The 23,173-nt window shown below is 71.6% G+C and carries 19 protein-coding genes; 8 read left to right on the top strand and 11 right to left on the bottom strand.

Features of this window, described 5'->3' with window-relative positions; translation table 11 throughout:
- From ACFYT9_RS14025 to ACFYT9_RS14015, 3 genes are all read left to right on the top strand, one after another.
- The coding region (locus ACFYT9_RS14025) for an acyl-CoA dehydrogenase family protein (protein WP_365541901.1) at window positions 1-96 on the top strand (96 nt) is incomplete at its 5' end.
- A gap of 30 nt (window positions 97-126) precedes the next feature.
- Complete coding sequence (locus ACFYT9_RS14020) at window positions 127-915, top strand: electron transfer flavoprotein subunit beta/FixA family protein (protein WP_376597606.1); 789 nt, start codon at window positions 127-129, stop codon at window positions 913-915.
- Between the two features lie 33 nt (window positions 916-948).
- Window positions 949-1,905, top strand: a complete 957-nt coding sequence (locus ACFYT9_RS14015) for an electron transfer flavoprotein subunit alpha/FixB family protein (protein WP_389163339.1) — start codon at window positions 949-951, stop codon at window positions 1,903-1,905.
- Between the two features lie 95 nt (window positions 1,906-2,000).
- Here ACFYT9_RS14015 and ACFYT9_RS14010 read toward each other — a convergent pair whose 3' ends face one another.
- From ACFYT9_RS14010 to ACFYT9_RS14000, 3 genes are all read right to left on the bottom strand, one after another.
- The gene (locus ACFYT9_RS14010) at window positions 2,001-2,384 is read right to left on the bottom strand and encodes a Zn-ribbon domain-containing OB-fold protein (protein ID WP_387279078.1); all 384 of its coding nucleotides are present in this window, start codon (window positions 2,382-2,384) and stop codon (window positions 2,001-2,003) included.
- A gap of 140 nt (window positions 2,385-2,524) precedes the next feature.
- A complete protein-coding gene (locus ACFYT9_RS14005) occupies window positions 2,525-3,253 on the bottom strand; it encodes a TetR family transcriptional regulator (protein WP_387279080.1) in 729 nt (242 codons plus the stop codon).
- A 113-nt stretch (window positions 3,254-3,366) separates the two neighbouring features.
- The gene (locus ACFYT9_RS14000) at window positions 3,367-4,128 is read right to left on the bottom strand and encodes an SDR family NAD(P)-dependent oxidoreductase (protein ID WP_387279082.1); all 762 of its coding nucleotides are present in this window, start codon (window positions 4,126-4,128) and stop codon (window positions 3,367-3,369) included.
- Between the two features lie 282 nt (window positions 4,129-4,410).
- Here ACFYT9_RS14000 and ACFYT9_RS13995 point away from each other — a divergent pair, with 282 nt between their 5' ends.
- Window positions 4,411-4,968, top strand: a complete 558-nt coding sequence (locus ACFYT9_RS13995; RefSeq protein WP_387279084.1) for a heme-binding protein — start codon at window positions 4,411-4,413, stop codon at window positions 4,966-4,968.
- 391 nt (window positions 4,969-5,359) lie between these two features.
- Here ACFYT9_RS13995 and ACFYT9_RS13990 read toward each other — a convergent pair whose 3' ends face one another.
- Complete coding sequence (locus ACFYT9_RS13990; protein WP_389163334.1) at window positions 5,360-5,752, bottom strand: hypothetical protein; 393 nt, start codon at window positions 5,750-5,752, stop codon at window positions 5,360-5,362.
- Window positions 5,749-9,015: an ALF repeat-containing protein gene (locus ACFYT9_RS13985; RefSeq protein ID WP_389163331.1), complete on the bottom strand. Its 3,267-nt coding sequence runs from the start codon at window positions 9,013-9,015 to the stop codon at window positions 5,749-5,751. The genes ACFYT9_RS13990 and ACFYT9_RS13985 overlap by 4 nt, the downstream gene beginning before the upstream one ends.
- Window positions 9,016-9,951: 936 nt before the next feature.
- On the opposite strand from ACFYT9_RS13985, the gene ACFYT9_RS13980 reads away from it, so the two are divergent.
- Complete coding sequence (locus ACFYT9_RS13980) at window positions 9,952-10,449, top strand: hypothetical protein (RefSeq protein WP_387280161.1); 498 nt, start codon at window positions 9,952-9,954, stop codon at window positions 10,447-10,449.
- Between the two features lie 20 nt (window positions 10,450-10,469).
- On the top strand, window positions 10,470-12,677 hold the full coding sequence (locus tag ACFYT9_RS13975; RefSeq protein ID WP_389163329.1) for a trypsin-like serine protease: 2,208 nt from the start codon (window positions 10,470-10,472) through the stop codon (window positions 12,675-12,677).
- A gap of 100 nt (window positions 12,678-12,777) precedes the next feature.
- Here ACFYT9_RS13975 and ACFYT9_RS13970 read toward each other — a convergent pair whose 3' ends face one another.
- Window positions 12,778-13,932 carry an acyl-CoA dehydrogenase family protein gene (locus tag ACFYT9_RS13970; RefSeq protein WP_389163327.1) on the bottom strand — a complete coding sequence of 385 codons (1,155 nt, stop codon included), beginning with the start codon at window positions 13,930-13,932 and terminating at the stop codon, window positions 12,778-12,780.
- A 116-nt stretch (window positions 13,933-14,048) separates the two neighbouring features.
- On the opposite strand from ACFYT9_RS13970, the gene ACFYT9_RS13965 reads away from it, so the two are divergent.
- Together ACFYT9_RS13965 and ACFYT9_RS13960 are read left to right on the top strand one after the other, a co-directional pair.
- Entirely contained in the window at window positions 14,049-14,654 is a 606-nt protein-coding gene (locus tag ACFYT9_RS13965) for a TetR/AcrR family transcriptional regulator (protein WP_376605449.1), read from the top strand.
- Between the two features lie 55 nt (window positions 14,655-14,709).
- Window positions 14,710-16,023 carry an ROK family protein gene (locus ACFYT9_RS13960; protein WP_389163326.1) on the top strand — a complete coding sequence of 438 codons (1,314 nt, stop codon included), beginning with the start codon at window positions 14,710-14,712 and terminating at the stop codon, window positions 16,021-16,023.
- Window positions 16,024-16,098: 75 nt separating this feature from the next.
- Here ACFYT9_RS13960 and ACFYT9_RS13955 read toward each other — a convergent pair whose 3' ends face one another.
- From ACFYT9_RS13955 to ACFYT9_RS13935, 5 genes are all read right to left on the bottom strand, one after another.
- A complete protein-coding gene (locus tag ACFYT9_RS13955) occupies window positions 16,099-17,238 on the bottom strand; it encodes an XdhC family protein (protein ID WP_389163324.1) in 1,140 nt (379 codons plus the stop codon).
- Between the two features lie 40 nt (window positions 17,239-17,278).
- Window positions 17,279-18,751 (bottom strand): NCS2 family permease, encoded by a 1,473-nt coding sequence (locus ACFYT9_RS13950; RefSeq protein ID WP_376602449.1) that lies wholly within the window; start codon window positions 18,749-18,751, stop codon window positions 17,279-17,281.
- Between the two features lie 241 nt (window positions 18,752-18,992).
- Complete coding sequence (pucD, locus tag ACFYT9_RS13945; protein ID WP_389163321.1) at window positions 18,993-21,395, bottom strand: xanthine dehydrogenase subunit D; 2,403 nt, start codon at window positions 21,393-21,395, stop codon at window positions 18,993-18,995.
- A gap of 2 nt (window positions 21,396-21,397) precedes the next feature.
- Entirely contained in the window at window positions 21,398-21,985 is a 588-nt protein-coding gene (locus ACFYT9_RS13940; RefSeq protein WP_387279768.1) for a (2Fe-2S)-binding protein, read from the bottom strand.
- Between the two features lie 2 nt (window positions 21,986-21,987).
- Entirely contained in the window at window positions 21,988-22,878 is an 891-nt protein-coding gene (locus ACFYT9_RS13935; protein WP_376602446.1) for an FAD binding domain-containing protein, read from the bottom strand.
- Window positions 22,879-23,173 lie beyond the last annotated feature (295 nt).

The following is a 23,173-nucleotide window of genomic DNA, read 5'->3' as shown; positions in this document are numbered from 1 at the left end:
CCCGTCGAGCGCATGATGCGCGACGCCAAGATCACCCAGATCTACGAAGGCACCAACCAGATCCAGCGCATCGTCATGGCCCGCAACCTCCCGTAACCGACCGCTTTCACCGAAAGGAGACAGGCCGTGACCCTGAGGATCGCCGTCTGTGTGAAGTACGTGCCCGACGCGACCGGCGACCGTGGTTTCGCCGACGACCTGACCGTGGACCGCGACGAGGTCGACGGTCTGCTGTCGGAGCTCGACGAGTACGCGGTCGAGCAGGCCCTGCGGATCTCCGAGGAGGCCGACGACGCCGAGGTGACCGTCGTGACCGTCGGCCCGGACGACGCCAAGGACGCCCTCCGCAAGGCGCTGTCGATGGGCGCCGACAAGGCCGTCCACGTCAACGACGAGGCCATCCACGGCTCCGACGTCATCGCCACCTCCGCGATCCTCGCCAAGGCGCTGGAGAAGACCGGATTCGACCTGGTCGTCTGCGGCATGGCCTCGACCGACGGCACCATGGGCGTGCTGCCCGCGCTCCTCGCCGAGCGGCTGAACCTGCCCCAGGCAACGCTGCTCTCCGAGGTCTCGGTGGAGGGCGAGCTCGTGAAGGGCCGCCGGGACGGCGACGCCGCCACCGAACTCGTGGAAGCCCCGCTGCCGGCCGTCGTCTCGGTCACCGACCAGTCCGGCGAGGCCCGTTACCCCTCCTTCAAGGGGATCATGGCCGCCAAGAAGAAGCCGGTCGAGGAGCTGGAGCTCGACGACCTGGAGATCGACGAGGACGAGGTCGGCCTGGCCGGCTCCTGGACCCTGGTCGAGTCGGCGGACGCCCGCCCGGCCCGCACCCAGGGCACGATCGTCACGAACGAGGACGGTGACGGCGGCAAGCAGCTGGCCGCCTTCCTCGCGTCCCAGAAGTTCATCTGACCGACCGTCACCCCACCTCAGGAGCAAGGAATCATGGCTGAGATCCTGGTTCTCGTGGACCACGCCGACGGTGCGGTCCGCAAGCCGGCCCTCGAACTGCTCACCCTGGCCCGCCGGCTGGGCGAGCCGACCGCGGTCGTCCTCGGCGCCGGCGAGGCCGCTGCCTCCGTCGCCGCCACCGCCGCCGAGTACGGCGCGGCCACCGTGTACGTCGCGGACGGCGCGGAGTTCACCGAGCAGCTCGTCGTCCCCAAGGTCGACGCGCTCACCCAGATCGCCCAGGACAAGGGGGTGGCCGCCGTCCTGGTGACCTCCTCCGGCGAGGGCAAGGAGATCGCGGCACGCGTCGCGCTCCGGCTCGGCTCCGGCCTCATCACCGACGCCGTCGAGCTGGAGGCCGGCGCCGAGGGCCCCGTCGCCACGCAGTCGGTCTTCGCCGCCTCGTACCAGGTGAAGTCCCGCGTCTCGCACGGCGTTCCGGTCATCACGGTCAAGCCGAACTCCGCCGCCCCGGAGGCCGCGCCGGCCGCCGGTACGGTCGAGAACGTCACCGTCTCCTTCACCGGCAACGCGGCGAAGGTCGTCTCCCGCACCGCGCGCGTCTCCACCGGCCGCCCGGAGCTGACCGAGTCCGCGATCGTGGTCTCCGGCGGCAGGGGTGTCGGCGCCGCCGAGGGCTTCGGGGTCGTCGAGAAGCTGGCCGACTCGCTCGGCGCGGCCGTCGGCGCCTCCCGCGCCGCGGTGGACGCCGGCTGGTACCCGCACGCCAACCAGGTCGGCCAGACCGGCAAGCAGGTCTCCCCGCAGCTGTACGTCGCGGCGGGCATCTCCGGCGCGATCCAGCACCGGGCCGGCATGCAGACGTCGAAGACGATCGTCGCGGTCAACAAGGACCCCGAGGCCCCGATCTTCGACCTGGTCGACTACGGCGTGGTCGGCGACCTCTTCGAGGTGCTGCCGCAGCTCACCGAGGAGATCGGCACCCGCTGACCCGCTCGGACACCCGACACGACGAAGGTCGGGCACCCGGACACGACGAAGGGGGTGGCACTCTGTGCCACCCCCTTTCGGCCTGCCCTCCCGGCTCAGATCCAGCCGTCCAGCGCGACCTCCTCGCAGAGCCGGACGACCGGCCTGCGCCCGGTGTCCGCGGCGCTCGCGAGCCTGACCCGGACGCCCGGGCGCACGGCGTGCGGCGGCCCGTCGACCCGGCAGCGGACGACGAAGCCCTCGGCCATGTGCACCGGCCAGAGGTCCGCCTCCGCGGCGGTGTGGGCGCGGCGGACGGTGATCACGCCCTCGCCCTCACTGAGCTGGGGTGCCAGCTCGGTGGACCCGCAGGTCGGGCAGAGCAGGCGCTGGAAGGTGGTGGTGTGGCACCAGGCGCAGCGCTGGAAGTAGAGATCGGTGCCCTCGGCCGATTCCTCGGTCCGGACGGCGCCGGGGTTCCTCAGTCCCGTGTGGAACACGATGCCTTCTCCTCGCACTCGGCGGCTCGACCGTGCATGGAGCCCAAGATATGGCACTCAGTGCCAGCAAAGAAAGACCTGAGTTCCCTCAAATCGAGATACTGAGACCCCTTTGTGTTCCGGGAGTGATCTCCCGCCGCTCAGCCCTCGCCGAGGCTCGACTCGACCTCGCGCACCACGCGCCACATCGGCGTGGACCGCTTGGTGATGACCACGACCACGTCGTCGGCCCCTTCGGCGGCGGCCTCGCCGGAGGTGCCCGCGGCCGCGCCGGGGCTCCAGGTGGCGCGGACGAACTCCAGCGCGCGGTCGACCTCCGCCAGCGGGTCGCCCTCGCCGCCCGAGCGCAGCCAGTGCCGCAGGGCGTGGTTGTGGGCGGCGACGACGGCCGCGGCGGCCACGTTGGCGCGCAGGGTGCCGTCCCTGCGGTCGGCCCAGCGGGCCCGCAGGTGGTCGCCGAGGGTCTTCTCGTACCGCCAGACGACGGAGAGCTCGTAGGTGCGCAGCCCGGCGACCTCGCGGGTGAGCCGGTAGCGCTGGACGGAGAAGGTCGGGTTCTCCGCGTACATCCGCAGGACCAGGCGGGCGGCGTCGCAGACCTGGGCCATGGGGTCGTCGGTGTCGGCGCCGGCGGCGAGGAAGCGGGTCATGTCGTCGAGGCACTGCTCGTGGTCGGGGAAGACCACGTCCTCCTTCGACGGGAAGTAGCGGAAGAAGGAGCGCCGGCCGACGCCGGCGAGCGTGACGATGTCGTCGACGGTGGTCTGTTCGTAGCCCCGCTCCAGGAAGAGCTGGAAGGCCGCGGCGATGAGGGAGTCCCGCATCGCGGGCTTCGGGGTGGTCCGGGGGTTCGTCGCCGCTGCTGCCATGGCACGAACCTAACACCGGTGACGCGATCGTGCGGCACTCGGTGCCGGAATTATCCGGCACCGAGTGCTCTACGAGGGGGCCCCGGTGCGGCGGGAGGGTCCCCGGGTCCGCATCAGCGGGCGGCCATCCGCAGGGCGCCGTCCATCCGGATCGTCTCGCCGTTGAGGTAGTCGTGCTCGGTGACCATCGTGATCAGGCGGGCGTACTCCTCCGGCTGGGCGAGGCGCTGCGGGAAGGTCACGCTGGCGGCGAGCCCGGCCCGGATCTCCTCGCTGAACCCGGCCATCATCGGGGTGTCGACGATGCCGGGGGCCACGGTGACGACCCGGATGCCGAACTGGGCGAGGTCGCGGGCGGCCGTGATGGTCATCCCGGCCACGCCCGCCTTGGAGGCGGCGTAGGCGATCTGCCCGACCTGGCCCTCGAAGGCGGCGATCGAGGCGGTGTTGACGACGAGGCCGCGCTGCCCGTGCGCGTCGGGCTCGTGCCGGGCGATGGCCTCGGCGGCGAGCCGCATCACGTTGAACGTACCGATGAGATTGACGTTCACGACGGTACGGAACAGGTCGAGGTCGTGCGGACCCTTGCGGCCCAGGACACGGGCCGAGGGGGCGATGCCCGCGCAGTTCACGGCGAGCCGCAGCTCGGCGCCGTCGGCGTCGATCTCCGCGAGCGCGGCGCGGACCTGGTCCTCGTCGGTCACGTCGGCGACGATCAGCCGCACGCCCTCGGGCAGCGTCCCCGCGGCGGCGACGGACTTCTCCAGGTCGAGTCCGTAGACCGTGGCGCCCCGGGCGGCGAGCGCGGCGGCGGTGGCGGCGCCGAGCCCGGAAGCGGCACCGGTGACGAGAGCGGCGGAGCCGGCGATGTCCATGGAACTCCTCGTTCGTGTCGTGCGGGTGACCCTGCCGGCGGGTTGGCCGCCGGGCCGGGGGCGCGTCCCCGCGGGGGACCGCGCGGTCTGCGCGATCTGCGCCGCCACCATAGAACCCCGTTCGGACCGGGCTCGGGGCCGGGGTCATCCGATCGGTGGACCCCGGCGTCCACCGTTCCGCCCGCCGCCCGCAGCCGGTGCGCCGACCGTCCGCGCCCGGGACCGGCCGGAGGATGAGGCGTCAGTCGATCTTCGACCCCCGAGCCCTGGAGCGACAGCCCTATGAAGCACGTGAAGAAGGCCCACAGGACCCGTCTGACGACCGGTGGCGCGATCGTCGCCCTCGGTCTGGCGGGCGTCGGCGCCTACTCCGCGAGCGCCGGCGGTGAGCGGGCCGCCGCCCCGACGACGGTCACCGAGGCCGCGGCGGGGCACACGGCCTCCGCCGGCCGTCTCACCATCGCCGCGGCGACGAAGGCGGCCAGGGCGGTCCTGGACGCGGCCGAGGCGGAGAACCAGCGCGTCACCGTCGCCGTCGTCGACCGTGACGGCAACACGCTCGTCACCCTGCGCGGCGACGGCGCGGGCCCGCAGTCCTTCACGTCGGCGGAGCGGAAGGCGTTCACGGCCGTGGCGTGGAACGCGCCGACCTCGGTCCTCGCCGGGCGCCTGGACCGGGCACCGCACCTGAAGGACATCCCCGGCACGCTCTTCCTCGGCGGCGGCGCTCCGGTCACCGCGGCGGGCGCCCCGGTCGCGGGCATCGGCGTGGCGGGCGCGCCCTCGGGCGACCTCGACGAGAAGTACGCCCGCGCGGGCGTGTCGGCCCTGGAGCGGTGACCTCCGGAAACGCCGGACCCCGGTCCGCCTGAAACGGGGGAACACAGGCGAACCGGGGTGGCACTCCGAGCATACGCCCCAACTTGTTCAAAACGAAATCACCCGGGATCCACCCGGCGGCCCCCGTTCCTCGGGCGCGAGGGCCGGCCCGTTCCCGCACGGATGCGCCGGTGCGCGCGCTCGTCCTCCGGCGCAACGGCCGGATTCACCCCGCCCCATCGGTGCGGTGCCTCGCAGTGCGGCCACGGCCCGCCGGGCGGCCGGAGCAGCGGCCCGCCAGAGGTTCTGGCGGGCCGCTGCGCAGGCCGGGGAACATGTCACTGGAGCCCGCGGCGGAGCCTGTGAGCGCTCCCGCCCGCGGGCCCGCCCGCCGCCGCACGAACACCGAACCCTAAGCGTCCGTGCTCTTGGTGAGCCTCAGGGACCACGACCCGTCCGGAAGGCTGAACTCGACCTTCCCTCCGCCGAGCGTGTAGAGCTGGACACCGGAGACCTCACCGATGCCACGCTCTTCGATGTTCAGGTAGACGAAGTCGCTGCCGGAGCTGTCGACGAAGTCCCATTCGCCGTGGAAGTCGGCGGGTTCGGCGCCCTCGTCCGTCGACAGATCAGTGGCGGTGAACGTGCCGTCGGCTTCGAGCCGGATCTCGCCGCCGGTCTCATCGTCGCGGTACAGGCCGGGCAGGTCCTCGGCGTCGACCTGAGCCATGCAGCCTGCGGTGAGCACCGCGGAAGCGGCCAGGGCGGCGGCGAACCGACGTCGACTCGTCAGCCTGCGCGTCACGGCCCGAGCGTCACGTTGAACTCGACGACCACGGTCATGGTCGACCCCGGCCCCGAGTCGCCGCTGACCCAGTCGATCAGACCGTTGATGGCCTTGCCGGCGGTGTCCTTGTACCACTCCTGGTACCCGATGACAGGCGGGCGGGTCGCGGACTCGATGCTCTGCGAGCTGAACGCCGTGTACCGCCACACCACGCTGCCGTCCGCGTTCTTCCGGATGGGGGTCATCCGGATCTGCTGTGAGCCCAGGAACGCGTACGCGGAGTTGCCGGTGTACCCGGTCAGGAGTCCGTCTCCCGGTTGCGTGAACCCGGCGTCTCGGAGCCACTTCAGGCCCTGGAAGCCGGCGAGACTGTAGTCGTACTTGTACGTGTGGCCCATCTCGTACTTCCCGGTGCGCATCCAATCGTTGAGGAAGTACGCGAGCACCTCCTTCGTGTGCGGGTGATCGCGGTAGGTCTGGGTGAACCCGTCGTTCGGGCCGAAGCACTGGGACCGGTCGCCGCCGCCCGTGAGCCAGCTCCACCCCAGCTCGAACGGGTTGTTGCCGTTTCCGGACGGGATGGGCTTGCCGAACGGGGTCAGACAGCTCTCGGCTCCGGCCGGAAGGCCGTTCTCGCCGGGCTTGATGGGAGTGGACGCGTTGTCGATCGCCTTCTGGATCGCCTCGCGCACCGCGGCCTCGACCACCAGACGGTAGGCCTGGGTTGCGGCGTGCGCGGCGGCGACGGCGTCCTTGCCGGCATCGATCGCCTGCTTGCGGGCTATCGTCGCCGAGATCGCGGCGTCCGTGGCGTAGCGCGCGGCGGTCTCGGCGGACCGTACGGCTCGCGTGGCGGCCTGGCGTGCCACGCTGCTCGCCTTGACTGCCGCGGCGGCCGCGTTGCTCGCGGTCTGGGCGGACTTCGCCGCTTCGGCCGCGGACCTCTCGGCGGCCGCGGCGTTGTCACGTGCTTCCTGCGCAGAGGTCTCCGCGGCCTGGGCGTAACCCTTGGCGAGGTTGGCCCACTCCTTCGCCTTGTCAGCGGCCTGGCGTGCGATGGCGGCGGCCTCGGAGGCGCGGGCCGCGTCCTCCTGCGCATTCGCCGCGGTCTTGGCCGCGCGTGCGATCGACGCACGGATCGCGCTGATGTGCGTGGCGCGATCGTGGTCGATCCGCGCGAAGTCGTATTGAGTGGTGGAGATGAACTGGCGGAGCATGAAGGTGTCGCCCTCGAGCGCGATCTGCGCCGCCGCCTTGGTGTAAGGACCTCCGCTCGCGAGCAGTGCGGACGCGGCCACCCGGTCGTCCTCGCGAACGGCCGCCTCGCGACCGACCCACAGGAAGGTGTGCACGGCCTCGGCGGTCCCCGCGTCCAGCGCGGCCGATGCCTCGCTTCGCACCCTCGTGCCGCTGCTGGGGTCGGCCAGGATCCTGGCCACCTCGACCCGGTTGTCCTCAGCGGCCGCCTCGATCGCTCCGGTCTCCAGGAACTCCCTGATCTTGGCGTGGTCCTCGGTCTTCAGAGCCGCCGCGGCCGCCGTGGCCACGGCCTGCGTCGACATCGCGGCCTGCGTCCCGACGTTCTCGACGTTGTCCTGCTGCAGCGCGAGGACGCGGTCGGTCGAGATCCAGTTGACGACGTCCTGGTCCGAACCGGCCAGCGCGTACTCCGCTGCCTGACGGGTCCAGGTCCCCGAGCTCTCCAGGAGGCGGACCGCAGCCTTGCGCCCGGCCGCCGCGGCCTGCTCGACGGTTCCGTTCTGCAGCGCTGATTCCGCGGAGCCGATGAGTGCCAGGAGCTCTGCGGAGAGGCGGGCTTCCTGGGTCCGCTCCCGGTTGAACCGTTCGAGCTCGTTCAACTCCGCGCTCGCCGCGAGCCGTGCCTGCGCGATCGCCTCGCTGGTCTCCTCGGCCAGACTCTCGGCCTCGGCCTGGCGGGCCGCCGCTTCGACATCCCGCGCCTTGACGACCGCGGCGGCGGCGGCGTTGGCAGCCTCGACAGCGGCGTTGGCTGCCAGCGTGGACCGGTTGGCGTAGTCGACCGCCTGACCGGCGTGGGCGGCCGCTTCCTTGGCCGCGGCCGCGGCCTTCTCGGCGTGATTGGCGGCGCTGTTGGCCGCGTCACGCGCCGCGCGGGCAGCGACGGCCGCCTGCACGGCCAGGTTCCGCGCCCTGCCGGCCGCCTGGGTCGCCCGGGCCGCGGCGGCGTCCGCTTCGGCGGCGGCCCGCTTCGCGGCGGCGGCCTCGGACTGGGCCGCTCCGGAGGCCACGGCCGCGTCGGCCGCCGCGCCCGCGGCGGCGGCCGCGTTGACCGCCGAGTTGCGTGCGGCGTCGCCCGCCCGCACCGCCGCGTCGGAGGCCAAGGCCGCCATGTCCGCCTTGGCGGCCACCGTGCGCACGAAGCTCACCAGCTTCAGCGCGACGTCCGCCGCCGCGGTGGCCGCGCCCGCCATCGCCCTGTCCTTGGATGCGGCGATCGCCGCACGGTAGGCATTTGCCGCGGCGCGTCCCGCCGATGCCGCAGCCGAGGCGGCGGCGTTGGCGGCAGCCACCGAACGCTGTGCGGCGGCCTGTGCCGTCCGTGAGGCCGCCACCGCGGTCGACGCGGCCGCGGCCGCGCCCTTGGCCGCCTGCGCGGCCTTCCCTGCCGCCTTGGCCGAGCGCTTGACGTCCTGCTCGGCGGCCAGGGCCTCGGCCTTGGCTTCCAACGCCGAGGCCTTCGCCTTCTCGGAAGCCTTGACCGCCTGGTCGGACAGCTCGACGGCCTCGTCGGTCTTCTGGCTGGCGCGGCGGCCCTCCTTCTCCACGAGGTCGACCAACTGCTGGATCGTGGCCGCTTCCTCGTCGCGCGCCCGGGCGATGTACTGACCCGTCTCCAGGAACCACCGGACGGCCCTGGCCGACCCGTCGTTCATGGCGCGGTTCGCGTACTCACGCACCTGTGGTGACCCTGAGGCGAGAATGGTCATCACCTGCAGACGGTCGTCCTCCGCCTGCGCGGCGAACCGCCCGTCACTCAGGAAGGCGCGCAGCGCGAAGGGCGAATCGGCCGTCAGCGCGGCGGATGCGTCACGCTTCACAGCCTTGGCACCGTGGGCCTGGACCGTGCTCACGGCCACCCTGAGATCCTCGTCCACAGCAGCCTGGAAACCGCCCTGGAGGAGGGTCTCGACCGCTGCGTCCCCGCTGGACAGCGCCGCACCGATGGCGTTGCGCGTCGCCGAACCGGCTGTGGCCAGGGACTCCGCGAGCGCGAACCTGTTGTCCTCGGACCAGGCCACGGGTGCCTTCTGGACGAGGAAGTCCGTGATGTCCGCGGCGGAGCCCGTCAGCGCCGTGGCCGCCGCGGCGCGGACGGCCCGGCGGCCCGTTCGGTACGCCCAGACCACCTTGCCGCGATCGGTGTCCGGAAGTCCGGATTCCTCAGGCACCGCCGCCGTGCCACCCGGACCGCTCGCGGCGTACGCCGTGCGCGTCCCGAACACACCGGATGACAGCACGCTGCCGGCCGCCACCCCGGTGAAGATTGCCAGCGTCTGACGCCTGCTCAGCATCCGTCGCGGTTGCTCTGACATCACGACTCCATTCCGCTCTCACTGTGTCTGTCCGACCCGCCACGCCGCCCGGACAGACGCACGAATAGCGCGCAGGTTCTTTCCGGACTTCGAGTCGACACGTGATCCCAACACCCATTCCGTTAAACGTCAATTGGCTCGCGCACAAGGTGAGGTTCTCCGGCCGGCCATGACGGATCGCAAAGCGCTACCCATCCAGCAAACTGGAAATTTCGACCCCAAACATCTCTCGACAGAATTTCTATCCCCGCGTCACGTCCCACACATCGACGAAGATCGCCCCTCAGGTTCTTCACAATTCCCTCACGACCATCCCTACAACCTTCGAGAGACTGGCTGTTTCAGCGGGTGAATTCGCCGAACCTGCACAGCCTCCTCCGGTTTGCCCTGTTGGACACGTGGAGGGCATGCGCACTTCAATGAGGCGCCACGGAAAGAAACTTCAGCTCGCCTGGACGAATTCGCACGCCTCGGCCAGGTGGCCTGAGAGGGCCTGAACGGAAATATCGGCAGCCGTCACCACGGCTGCGTCCAAGGCTTGCTCGCATTTCCCTGAAACAGGCTTAGAGGCATCCGGTCGGGAGGTGTCGCTATGCACAGAAAAAGGGGATGAGGCACCTGATCTACAAGAGGGAAGTGCGCATGAAACTCGTCACTCGCATCATTGCGGCGGCATGTTCCGCCGGATTGGCCGCCGTGCTGTGGACGACTTCGTCGGCGGGCCCCGCGACGGGGAACACGGAATCCGTGGCCGACGCGGCTCCCGGCTATGCCGTGGAGCACTACAACTACCCGAACGCGGAAAAGATCCTCACCGAGAAGAACATCGTCCTGAAGCGGGGCGACGGGCACATCGTGCTGGCCGACTGCGCGAGCGAGACCGGACTGCTCGAGGTCTGGGCCCGCAGCAAGGAGAAGGTCTGCTTCAAGGTCACGGGCAACAGCGGCTGGCTGACGCTCGAGATCCCCTCCGTGTACGCCGTGAAGGGCAGCGTCGACCAGAGCGCCCAGGTCGAGATGACGGTCGGCACGGAGGAGAAGTCCTTCGACGTCGCCAAGAACACCTGGACCTCGGTCGGCGAGAGCGCCGACCCCGAGGGCCGCGACCACATGCTCGTCGAGATCCGCACGTCCAAGTAACCAGCGAGGAACTGAACTTCATGTCTAGCACCAGAAGTATCCGCCTCGCCGCCCTCGGCGCGGCCGTGGCCGCCGGATCGCTCGTGCTGTCCGCGATACCCGCGTCCGCCGTCACGGGCGGCACGCCCGTGGCCGACGCGGACACCACCTACGCGTACAGCGCCAAGATCGTCGTCGGCGACCACGACCGCGGCTGCTCCGCGACCCTCGTCGACGCCGAATGGCTCATGTCGGCGGCCAGTTGCTTCGCCGATGACCCGGCCGCCTCGCTCGCGGTCCCCGCCGGCGCGCCCGCCAGGCCCACCACCGCGATCGTCGGCCGCTCCGACCTCGCCGGCACCCAGGGTGCCGAGCGCAGGATCGTCGAGATCGTGCCGCGCACCGACCGCGACGTGGTCCTCCTCCGCATGAGCCGCCCCGTCACGAACGTGACGCCCGTCGCGCTCGCGACCGCCGCGCCCGCCGCGGGCGCAGAGGTCGGCTTCGCCGGTTACGGCCGTACGAAGACCGAGTGGGCGCCGATGCGGCTGCACACCGGCGCGTACAACGTGGACTCCACCACGGCCACCTCCGCCGACGTCACCGGCAAGAACGGTCAGGCCGCCTGCGCGGGCGACACCGGCGGCCCGGTGGTCTTCGGCGGCAAGCTCGTCGGCCTCAACAGCCGCTCTTTCCAGGGCGGTTGCCTGGAGATCGATGCGGCCCAGACCTCCACGGCCGGTGTCATCTCCCGTGTGGACGACCTCGCCGCCTGGCTGAAGTCCACGGTCGGCCGGGCCAAGATCACCGACTTCAACGGTGACGGCGTCGAGGACATCGCCATCGGCGACCCGATGGCGACCGTGGGCACCCACACCACGGCCGGGAACGTCAACGTCGTGTACGGCGGCGGCAAGGGCACCGTCAGGATCGACCAGGACCTCGACTGGGTGGCCGGCAGCGCCGAGGCCGGCGACCACTTCGGCAACAACCTCGCCACCGTCGACTACAACGAGGACGGCTACACGGACCTCGTGGTCAGCGCGTCCGAGGAGAACGTGGGCGATGTCGTCGACGCGGGCTTCTTCGACATCCTCTTCGGCGGCAAGAGCGGCCTGGGCAGCGGACCGGCCTACCGCCACTTCGAACAGGGCGCCGGCGTCGGGGCCTTGAAGACCGAGGTCGCCGAGACCGGTGACCGCATGGGCGCCGCGCTGGCGGCGGGCACCACCGCCGCCGGTGAGCCGTGGATCCTGGCCGGTGTTCCCGGTGAGTCCGCCGGCACACTCGCCAAGGCGGGCTCCGCGGTCTACGTGCGCGGCGACACCAACGTCGTCATCAGCCAGGACACGTCGAACGTCCCCGGCGCCGCCGAGGCCGACGACGACTTCGGTACGGCCGTCACGGGTGACGCCAACTTCATCGCCGTCGGGGCCCCCGGTGACGCCATCGGCGGTGACAAGGGCGCGGGCAACCTGGCCGTGTTCAGCCACAAGCTGGACGCCAACGGTCACCCCACCGTGGTGACGGGTATGGACCAGGACAACGAGAAGATCAACGGTGCCGCGGAGGCCGGTGACAAGTTCGGCGCCGCGCTCGCCCTCGTCGCCTACCGCCCGTCCGGTGCGGCCACGGCCACCGACTCGATCCTCGCGGTCGGCACCCCGGGCGAAACCCTCACGGGCGACGGCGGAACGACGCAGAGCGCGGGTGCGGGCGGCGTGTACCTCGTGCACTTCAACGCCGACGGCACCTGGGACTACCTGCGCGCGCTCACCCAGGGCACCGCCGACGACGACGTCTCGGGCACGATCGAGGCCGGTGACGCCGCGGGCAGCTCCCTCAGCGCGGTCAACCTCGCTCCCCGCGAGGTCGGTTCGGCCACGACCCTCAAGGTCGCGGTCGGTGTCCCCGGCGAGGACCTCGGTACCGCCGCGGACGCCGGCGCCGTCCACACCTTCTCCCTGATGGGTGCGGCCGGCGCCAACGACCTGTGGGTCGAGGCCGGTGACGGCGACGGCATCCCGGGCTCCCCGTCCGCGGGCGCCAAGATCGGCAAGAGCATCCACTTCACCGGTACGAGGCTGTACGTGGGTCTGCCCTACGGCCCCGTCGCCACCGGCGCGGTGTACGCGCTGCCGACGGCGAACGTGGTCCCGGGCGGCACCTCCACCGCTGCCACCACGTACCAGCCGGGTCAGGGCGGTATCCCGGCCGGCGGCGAGTACTTCGGCTACTCGGCGCGCTGAGCCCGAGCCGCGACGGCATGAGAACTCCCAGCCGTAGAAAATGAGTTGGAGTGCCCCCTCGGACCGGTCGGTCCGAGGGGGCACTCCATTGCATGACCCGCTAGCTCTCCGGACGCGCCAGTCCCCGGCTGATCACCAGTCGCTGGATCTGGTTCGTGCCCTCGAAGATCTGCATGATCTTCGCCTCGCGCATGTAGCGCTCGACGGGGAAGTCCCGGGTGTAGCCGTAGCCGCCGAGGACCTGGACGGCGTCCGTGGTGACCTTCATGGCCGTGTCCGTGGCGATCAGCTTGGCGGCGCTGGCCTGGCGGCTGAAGGGGCGGCCGAGGTCGCGGCGGCGGGCCGCGTCCAGGTAGGTGGCGCGGGCCGCGTCGACGGCTGCTGCCATGTCGGCGAGGAGGAAGCCGAGGCCCTGGTGGTCGACGATCCGGCGGCCGAAGGTGGTGCGCTCGTTGGCGTAGTCGACCGCCGCGTTCAGGGCGGCCTGGGCGAGGCCGGTGGCGCAGGCGGCGATGCCGAGGCGGCCGTTGTCGAGGGCGCTGAAGGCGATCTGGAGGCCCTGGCCCTCCGCGCCGACGAGCCGGTCCTCCTCGATGAGGGCGCCGTCCCAGTAGGCGGAGGTGGTGGGGACCGCCTGGAGGCCCATCTTGCGCTCCGGGGCGCCGAAGGAGAGGCCGTCGGTCTCGCCGGGGGCGAGGAAGCAGGAGACGCCGTGGCCGCCGGGGGCGGTGCGGGCGAAGAGGGCGTAGAAGCCGGCCTTGCCGCCGTGGGTGATCCACGCCTTGGTGCCGGTGATCCGGTAGCCGCTGCCGTCCTCCTGGCGCTCCGCCTTGCAGGCGAGGGCGGCGGCGTCCGAGCCGGCCTGCGGCTCGGAGAGGCTGTAGCCGCCGACGAGCCGGCCCTCCAGCATCGACGGGAGCCAGCGCTCCTTCTGCGTGTCGGTGCCGAAGGCGTAGAGCGGGTGGCAGGCGAGCGTGTGGACGCTGGTGGCGACCGCGACGGCCGCCCAGCGGGCCGCCAGCTCCTCCAGGACCTGGAGGTAGACCTCGTACGGCTGGCCGCCGCCGCCGTACTCCTCGGGATAGGCGAGGCCGAGGAGGCCGGCCCGGCCGAGCGTGGCGAAGAGACCCTCGGGATAGGTCTCGGCGGCCTCGTGCTCGTCCACCCGCGTCGAGAGCTCGTTGTCGGCGATCTCGCGGGTGAGGGCGATGAGGTCCGCCGCCTCGGGGGTGGGAAGCAGGCGGTCGACATCCATGGCGACTCCATCGGCGCGCAAAGTGGTACTTGGACGGGTACTCCAGTACCGCTAAAAATAGCGCACTCACGAACGGACGTCCTCCCTCCGCGCGGACGGCCCGGCATACTGTCCAGGTGATCGAGACCTCCGCCGCCGACGCCCCGAAGCTCACGGGCCGGGGAGCGGCGCGCCGCTCCGCCCTCTTCGAGGACCTGGTCGCCCTGCTCGTCGGCGAGGGCTTCGCCCGGCTCACCCTGGACGACCTGGCGGCACGGCTGCACTGCTCCAAGCGCACCCTGTACGGCCTGGCCGACAGCAAGGAGCAGCTGGTCCGGGCGGCCGTGGTGCACTTCTTCCGGCGCGCCACCGCCCGCGTCGAGGCGGTCCTCGCCGCCGCGAACGGACCCGCCGAGCGGCTCTCCGCCTACCTGCGGGCCGTCTCCGCCGAGCTGGCGCCGGTCTCACCGCAATTCTTCGACGACGTGGCCGCCTTCGAGCCGGCCGCCGAGGTGTACGAGCGGAACACCCGGGCCGCCGCCGGGCGGGTGAAGGAGATCATCGAGGAAGGCGTCAGCGCGGGCGTCTTCCGGGAGGTCCACGTGGCCTTCGCCGCCGACGTCATCGCCTCCGTGATGGTCCGCATCCAGCGCAGGCAGGTGGCCTCGGCCACCGGCCTCGCGGACGCCGAGGCGTACGACCAGCTGGCCGAGCTGCTGCTCAGCGGACTGCGCCGGGCCTGAGGCGGCCCGGAATGACCCACCTCCGCCCGTTGGACCACTACCGCGAGGGGCCCCAGTGACCAGACCGAACGGCCGGACCGTGCGGGACCTGCGGCGCGAGAACCGCACCGCGGTCCTCCGGCGGCTCTACTTCGACGGCCCCATGAGCCGCTTCTCGCTCGGCCCGGCCACCGGCCTCAGCTCCGGCTCCATCAGCAACGTGGTCGCGGAGCTGGTCGCCGAGGGCCTGGTCGAGGAGGCCGGCAGCGTCGACTCGGCCGGCGGCCGCCCCCGGATCCTGCTGCGCGTCGCGCCCGCCAGCGGCCGCATGATCGGCGTGGACGTCGGCGAGACCCGGATCCGGATCGAGCTCTTCGACCTCACCCTCACCGAACTCGCCCGCACCGAACGCCCGCTGGCCCCCGCGGCGGAGGGCGCCGAGCGGTACGAGGTCGGGATCGTCGTCGACCACATCCGCGAGGGGATCGCCGAGGTGCTGCGCACGGCGGACGTCCCCGCCGAGGCGCTGCTCGGCGTGGGCGTCGGCGTCCCCGGCATCGTCGAGCATCCCGAGGACGGCGGAGCGGGCGGCGCCCTCGTGCACGGGCAGACGGTCGGCTGGGACGCGGTGCCGCTGGAGCGGCTGCTGCGCGAGGCGGTCGAGCTGCCGGCGGAGGTCCCGTACCGGATCGACAACGGCGCCAAGACGCTCGGCCAGGCCGAGATGTGGTTCGGCGCGGGCCGGGGCGCGAGCAGCGCGGTCGTGGTCCTCTTCGGCTCCGGCGTCGGCGCCTGTGTCACCACCGACCCGCCCGCGCCCGGCCGGGCGCTCGAATGGGGCCATCTGAAGGTGCAGGTCCGGGGGCGGCGGTGCCGCTGCGGCGCCCTGGGCTGCCTGGAGGCGTACGCCGGTGCCGAGGCGCTGCTCGAACGGTGGCGGGAGGCGGGCGGCGAGCCGCCGACCGGGGCGGGCGAGGAGGCCGCGTTCGCGGCGATGACGGCCGCCGCGTATCCCTCCGACGGCGGGGAGCCGGACCCGGCGGCGGTCGCCGTGCTGGCGGAGACCGCCGAGTACCTGGGCGCCGGTTTCGCCGACCTGATCAACCTCTTCCAGCCGGAGCGGATCCTCGTCGGCGGCTGGGCCGGGCTCCTCCTCGGCACCCGCTTCCTGGCGGAGGTCGAGCGCCACGCGCGCGCGTACGCGCTGGCGTACCCCGCCGCCCGCGTCACTCTCGGCCTCGGCACCCTGGGCCCCGACGCGGTCACGGTCGGCGCGGCGATCCTGCCCCTGGCCGACTTCTTCGCCCGCGGCGGCCGCCGCGAGGACCCGGCCCCGGCGGAGGAGCCCCCCGCCTGGACGGAAGCGGTCCGCGACCGCACCGCCCACTGACCGGGACGGCGACGGCCCCCGCGTCCTGCCGGACGGGGGGCCGTCGCCGTGAAGGGCCGGGCGCGCGGCCGGGGGTCAGGCCACGGAGCCTATGCGGCCCGCGAGCGGGCTGTCCGGGCCGTCGTGGTGGATCGGGGTGTGGGCGCCGGTGAGGGAGGCGCCGCTGCCGCCGCGCCGGTTGGCGACGATCTCCGCACCGATCGACAGGGCCGTCTCCTCCGGGGTGCGGGCGCCGAGGTCGAGGCCGATCGGGGAACGCAGCCGGGCGAGTTCGAGTTCGGTGACGCCGACCCCGCGGAGGCGCTCGTTGCGGTCCTCGTGGGTGCGGCGGGAGCCCATCGCGCCGATGTAGGCGACGGGAAGCCTGAGTGCGGCCTGGAGGAGGGGGACGTCGAACTTGGCGTCGTGGGTGAGGACGCAGAGCACGGTCCGGCCGTCGACCTCGGTCGACTCCAGGTAGCGGTGGGGCCACTCGACGACGATCTCGTCGGCCTCGGGGAAGCGGAGCTTCGTCGCGAAGACGGGCCGGGCGTCACAGACGGTGACGTGGTAGCCGAGGAACTTGCCGACCCGGACGAGGGCCGAGGCGAAGTCGATGGCGCCGAAGACGATCATGCGGGGGGCGGGGACGGAGGACTCCACGAGCAGGGTCAGCGGCTGTCCGCAGCGGCTGCCGTCCTCGCCGATCTCCACCGTGCCGGTACGGCCGGCGTCCAGCAGGGCGCGGGCCTCGGCGGCGGCGGTGCGGTCCAGCTCGGGGTGGCCGCCGAGCTTCCCCTCGTACGAGCCGTCCGGGTGGACGAGGAGCGCCTGGCCGAGCAGCTCGCGGGGACCGGAGACGATCCGGGCGAGAGCCGCCGCCTCCCCCGAGACGGCGGCGGCCAGGGCGGCGGGGAAGACCCCGCCGCGGACCGGCGTGACGAGGATGTCGATGATGCCGCCGCAGGTCAGGCCGACCGCGAAGGCGTCCTCGTCGCTGTAGCCGAAGCGTTCGACGACGACCTCGCCGTCGTCGAGCGCCGTCTGGCACAGCTCGTACACCGCGCCCTCCACGCACCCGCCGGAGACCGAGCCGATCGCCGTGCCCTCGCTGTCGACGGCGAGGGCGGCGCCGGGCTGGCGGGGCGCGCTGCCGCCGACGGCCACCACGGTGGCCACGGCGAAGTCGCGTCCCTGCTCGACCCACCGGTGCAGCTCTTCGGCGATGTCCAGCATGTCGGTCTCCTAGGCGGTGTGAGGGGAGGGCGGTCGGGCGTCAGCTGACTCCCAGCCATCCCTCGATCGGGTGAAGGGCGAAGAACACGATGAAGATCGCGGTCAGGCACCACATGAACGCGCCGACCTCGCGGGCCTTGCCCTGCGCCACCTTGATGACGGTGTAGGCGATGACGCCGGCCGCGACACCCGGGGTGATGCTGTAGGTGAACGGCATCAGCACCACGGTCAGGAAGACCGGGATGGCGACGGAGCTGTCGCCCCAGTTCACGTGCTTGGCGTTCATCATCATCATCGCGCCGATGACGACCAGGGCGGCGGAGCCGACCTCGCGGGGCACGATCTGGGTGATCGGGGTGAAGAAGAGGCAGGCCGCGAAGAACAGGCCGGTGATCACCGAGGAGAAGCCGGTACGGGCACCCTCGCCGACGCCGGTGGCGGACTCCACGAAGACGGTCTGGCCGGAGGCGCCGGAGACGCCGCCGATCGCGCCGCCCGCGCCGTCGATGAAGAGGGCCTTGGACAGGCCGGGCATGCGGCCCTTGTCGTCGGCCAGGTTGGCCTCGGTGCCGACGCCGATGATGGTGGCCATGGCGTCGAAGAAGCCGGCGAGGACCAGGGTGAAGACGATCACGCCGACGGTGATGTAGCCGACGTCGCCCCAGCCGCCGAAGTCGACGTCGCCGAAGAGCGAGAAGTCGGGGGCGGAGACCGCGCTGCCCTTGAGCTCGGGCGAGCCGTTGGCCCAGGCGCCTGCGCCCTTGGCCGGGATGTCGGCGACGGCGTTGACGATCAGCGAGATGATGGTGCCGCCGACGATGCCGATGAGGATCGCGCCCGGGATCTTGCGGGCCTGGAGGGCGAAGATCGCGAGCAGGGTGACCGCGAAGATCAGGACGGGCCAGCCGACGAGTTCGCCGCCGGAGCCCATGGTGACGGGCGGGCCGAACTGCGGGCCGGCGCCGACGAAGCCGGCCTTGTTGAAGCCGATGAGCGCGATGAAGAGGCCGATGCCGATGGTGATGCCGTGCTTGAGCGGCAGCGGGATGGCGTTCATGATCATCTCGCGGAGGCCGGTGACGACCAGGAGACAGATCACCAGACCGTAGATGACGCACATGCCCATGGCCTGTGCCCAGGTCATCTGCGGTACCACCTGCGTGGCGAGCACACCGGAGACGCTGAGGCCGGCCGCGAGGACGAGCGGCACCTTGCCGACGAAGCCCATCAGCAGGGTGGTCACCGCCGCCGCGAGGGCGGTCGCGGTGATGACGGCCGAGGAGGCGAGGACGTTCTTGTCGACGTCCGGCCCCCCGAGGAGGATCGGGTTGAGCAGGAGGATGTACGCCATCGCCATGAAGGTGGTGACGCCACCGCGGATCTCCGTGCTGACGGAGGATCCTCTCTCCGAGATGTGAAAGTACCGGTCGAGCCAAGAACGTCCGGCGGGGTTGCGCGAGCCGGAGCCCGCGTCTTCCGCGGCGGTCTTGGGCTCCACAGACGACTGGGTCATGGGGCCTACTCCCAAGGTTCAAAGGGGCACCCGCATCAGACTTCGGAAGCTCTGACGTTGAAGCTGCGGGATTTGGGATATTGCGTTGGCTGCACGACCCGGGGGACGGCCCGAGACGAACGGGGTGGTGCGGTACTGCGGGTACTTCGGTCACTACGGGTACTGCGGGGGGTACGACTCCGGGCGGTGCGGGCGGGGAAGGTGTGACGTTCCTGGGAAGGCACACACCGCCCGGAGGGTCCTACAGGGTGCCGGTGAGCGCCTCGGGGCGGACCGGCGTCTTGTTCAGCTCCAGGCCGGTCGCGTTCCGGATCGCCGCGAGGACGGCCGGGGTGGACGACAGGGTCGGAGCCTCGCCGAGTCCCCGCAGGCCGTACGGCGCGTTGGGGTCGGCCAGTTCGAGTACGTCGACCGGGATGGTCGGCGTGTCGAGGATCGTCGGGATCAGGTAGTCCGTGAAGGAGGGGTTGCGCACCTTCGCGGTCTTCGGGTCCACGATGATCTCTTCCATCACCGCGACGCCCAGGCCCTGGGTGGTGCCACCCTGGATCTGGCCGACGACGGAGAGCATGTTGAGCGCCTTGCCCACGTCCTGGGCGGTCGCGAGCTCGATGACCTTCACGAGGCCGAGCTCGGTGTCCACCTCCACCACCGCGCGGTGCGCGGCGAAGGTGTACTGGACGTGGCCGTCGCCCTGGCCGGTGACCAGGTCGAACGGGACGGTCGGGCGGTGCCTGAACTCGTGCTCCTGGTCCACGGCCTCGCCCTCCAGGACGTCGGCCAGGTCCGCGAGGACCTCGCCGCCGTCGGTGACGACCTTGCCGTTCTCCAGGAGCAGTTCGGCGGTGGCCCACGCGGGGTGGTAGGAGCCGAACTTGCGGCGGCCGATCTCCAGGACGGCCTCGCGCACCTTCTCGCAGGTGTTCTTCACCGCGCCACCGGTCATGTACGTCTGCCGGGAGGCGGACGTCGAGCCGGCGGAGCCGACCTGGGTGTCGGCCGGGTGGATGGTCACCTGGGTGACGCCCAGCTCCGTACGGGCGATCTGGGCGTGGACGGTGACACCGCCCTGGCCGACCTCGGCCATGGCCGTGTGGACCATCGCGACGGCCTCGCCGTTGATGACCTCCAGGCGCACGCGGGCGGTGGAGTAGTCGTCGAAGCCCTCGGAGAAGCCGACGTTCTTGATGCCGACGGCGTAGCCGACACCGCGGACGACGCCCTCGCCGTGCGTGGTGTTGGACAGACCGCCCGGGAGCGCCCGGACGTCCGCCTGCTCACCCGCGGCGAGCCACTGCTGCTCCGGCGGGAGCGGACGGGCCTTGACCCGGCGCAGCAGCTCGGAGACCGGGGCCGGGGAGTCCACGACCTGGCCGGTCGGCATGATCGTGCCCTGCTCCATGGCGTTGAGCCGGCGGAACTCCACCGGGTCCATGCCGAGCTTGGCCGCGAGCTTGTCCATCTGGGCCTCGTAGGCGAAGCACGCCTGGACCGCGCCGAAGCCGCGCATGGCGCCGCAGGGCGGGTTGTTGGTGTACAGCGCGACGGCCTCGATCTCGACGTCGTCGACCACGTACGGGCCGGCGCCGAGCGAGGAGGCGTTGCCGACGACGGCCGGGGAGGCCGAGGCGTAGGCCCCGCCGTCGAGGACGATCCGGGCCTTGAGGTGGGTGAGCTTGCCGTCCTTGGTGGCGCCGTGCTCGTAGTGCAGCTTCGCCGGGTGGCGGTGCACGTGGCCGAAGAAGGACTCGAAGCGGTTGTAGACGATCTTGACCGGCTTGCCGGTGCGGAGCGCCAGGAGGCAGGCGTGGATCTGCATCGACAGGTCCTCGCGGCCACCGAAGGCACCGCCGACGCCGGAGAGCGTCATGCGGACCTTCTCCTCGGGCAGGCCGAGGACCGGGGCGATCTGCTTGAGGTCCGAGTGCAGCCACTGGGTGGCGACGTACAGGTCGACACCGCCGTCCTCGGACGGCACGGCGAGGCCGGACTCCGGGCCGAGGAAGGCCTGGTCCTGCATGCCGAAGACGTACTCGCCCTCGACGATGACGTCGGCGCGCTTGCGGGCCTCCTCCACGTTGCCGCGGATGATCGGCTGACGGTGCACGATGTTCGGGTGCGGGACGTGACCGGAGTGGTGGTCGTCGCGGCCCTCGTGGATCAGCGGGGCGTCGGGGGCGAGGGCGGAGGCCTCGTCGGTGACGACCGGCAGTTCCCTGTACTCGATCTTGACCTTGGCGGCCGCCCGGCGGGCGGTCTCCGGGTGGTCGGCGGCGATCAGGGCCACCGGCTCGCCGTGGTGGCGGACCCGGCCGTGCGCCAGGACGGGGGTGTCCTGGATCTCCAGACCGTAGTTCTTCATCTCGGTCGGCAGGTCGTCGTACGTGAGGACGGCGTACACGCCGGACATCGCGAGCGCCTCGGAGATGTCGATGGAGACGATCTCGGCGTGCGCGACGGTGGAGCGGAGCGTCTGGCCCCAGAGCATGTCCTCGTGCCACATGTCCGAGGAGTACGCGAACTCGCCGGTGACCTTGAGGGTGCCGTCGGGACGCAGGGTGGACTCGCCGATGCCGCCCTTGGTGTGCTTCTGGGTGACGTTGGTCGGCGTGCCCGCCGGAGCGGTGCGCGTGTTCTGAGCCATGGTCAGACCGCCTCTCCCTGACGGGCGGCCGCGAGGCGGACCGCGTCGAGGATCTTCTCGTAGCCCGTGCAGCGGCACAGGTTGCCGGAGAGGGCCTCACGGATGTCCTGGTCGGACGGGTCGCTCTGGCGCTCCAGGAGCTCGTCCGCGGCGATCAGCAGACCCGGGGTGCAGAAGCCGCACTGGACGGCGCCGGCGTCGATGAACGCCTGCTGGATGGGGCTCAGTTCGACGCCCTCGCCGGTCTGCGAGTCCTGGGTGGGCTTCGCCTCCCAGCGCTTGGCCTGGTCGAGCGTGGTGCCGCAGGCTCCGGAGGCGCAACCGCCGTGCTCGGCGCGGTCCTTGGCGAACTCGGCCAGGCCCTCGACGGTGACGACCTCGCGGCCCTCGACCTGGCCGGCGGCGACCAGACAGGAGCAGACCGGCACGCCGTCGAGACGGACCGTGCAGGAGCCGCACTCGCCCTGCTCACAGGCGTTCTTGGAGCCGGGCAGGCCCAGGCGCTCACGCAGAACGTAGAGGAGCGACTCGCCCTCCCAGACGTCGTCGGCTTCCTGCGGACGACCGTTGACCGTGAAATTCACGCGCATGGTTATGCAGCTCCCTCAAGCGTGCGGCCGGCGCCGCGGTACTGCTCCCACGTCCAGCCGAGCTGGCGGCGAGCCATGATGCCGACGGCGTGGCGCCGGTACTTGGCGGTGCCTCGGACGTCGTCGATCGGGTTGGCGGCTGCCGAGCAGAGGTCGGCGAACTGCTTGGCGATCGCGGGGGTGATGATCTTCCCGTTGTCCCAGAAGCCGCCCTCCTCCAGAGCCGCGTTCAGGAAGGCCTCGGCCTCCTTGGCGCGGATCGGGGTCGGCGCGGCCGAGCCGATGCCGGTGCGCACGGTCCGGGTCTCCGGGTGGAGCGCCAGGCCGAAGGCGCAGACGGCGATGACCATCGCGTTGCGGGTGCCGACCTTGGAGTACTGCTGGGGGCCGTCCGCCTTCTTGACGTGGACGGTCTTGATGAGCTCGTCGGGCTGGAGCGCGTTGCGCTTCACGCCGGTGTAGAACTCGTCGATCGGGATGAGGCGGCTGCCGCGGACCGACTCGACCTCGACCTCGGCGCCGGCGGCGAGGAGGGCGGGGTGGGCGTCACCGGCCGGGGAGGCGGTGCCGAGGTTGCCGCCGACGCCGCCCCGGTTGCGGATCTGGGGGGAGGCGACCGTGTGGGACGCGAGCGCCAGGCCGGGCAGCTCGGTCCGCAGGTTCTCCATGATCTGCGTGTACGGAACGGAAGCGCCGAGTCGGACGTTCTCCTCGCCGACCTCCCACTCGCGCAGCAGCTCGATGCGGTTCAGGTCCAGCAGGTACTCGGGGCGCCGGTGGTCGAAGTTGATCTCGACCATGACGTCGGTACCGCCGGCGATGGGCACGGCCGTGGGGTGCTCTGCCTTGGCGGCGAGCGCCTCCTCCCAGCTGGCGGGGCGAAGGAAGTCCATGGTGGCTCTCTTCTAGTGATTCTGGTGATCGGGGGTCGGACGTCTGGGCCCTGGGGGACGTTCGGCCCTCGACTTCGGTGTTCATGTCCTGTTCACGCGGTGTGTGGCCTAGTACACAAGCCAGCCCGCCCCGTGTGCAGTAACCGAAAACATGAAGGAGTTGGCCGGTGCCCATGCACGTCTTGTAGATTCGAACGAAAGACGGTGAACGGACACCTCACCGTTTCCCCCTGGAAACGGCGGCACCACCTGGCCGACCCCCACCCGTCGAATACGCGACAACCCACTCGAAGGA

Source organism: Streptomyces sp. NPDC004435 (assembly GCF_042873895.1).
Taxonomy (GTDB): Bacteria; Actinomycetota; Actinomycetes; order Streptomycetales; family Streptomycetaceae; genus Streptomyces.
The sequence above is the reverse complement of the archived record's forward strand: the minus strand, read 5'-3'. Positions and strand labels throughout refer to the sequence as shown.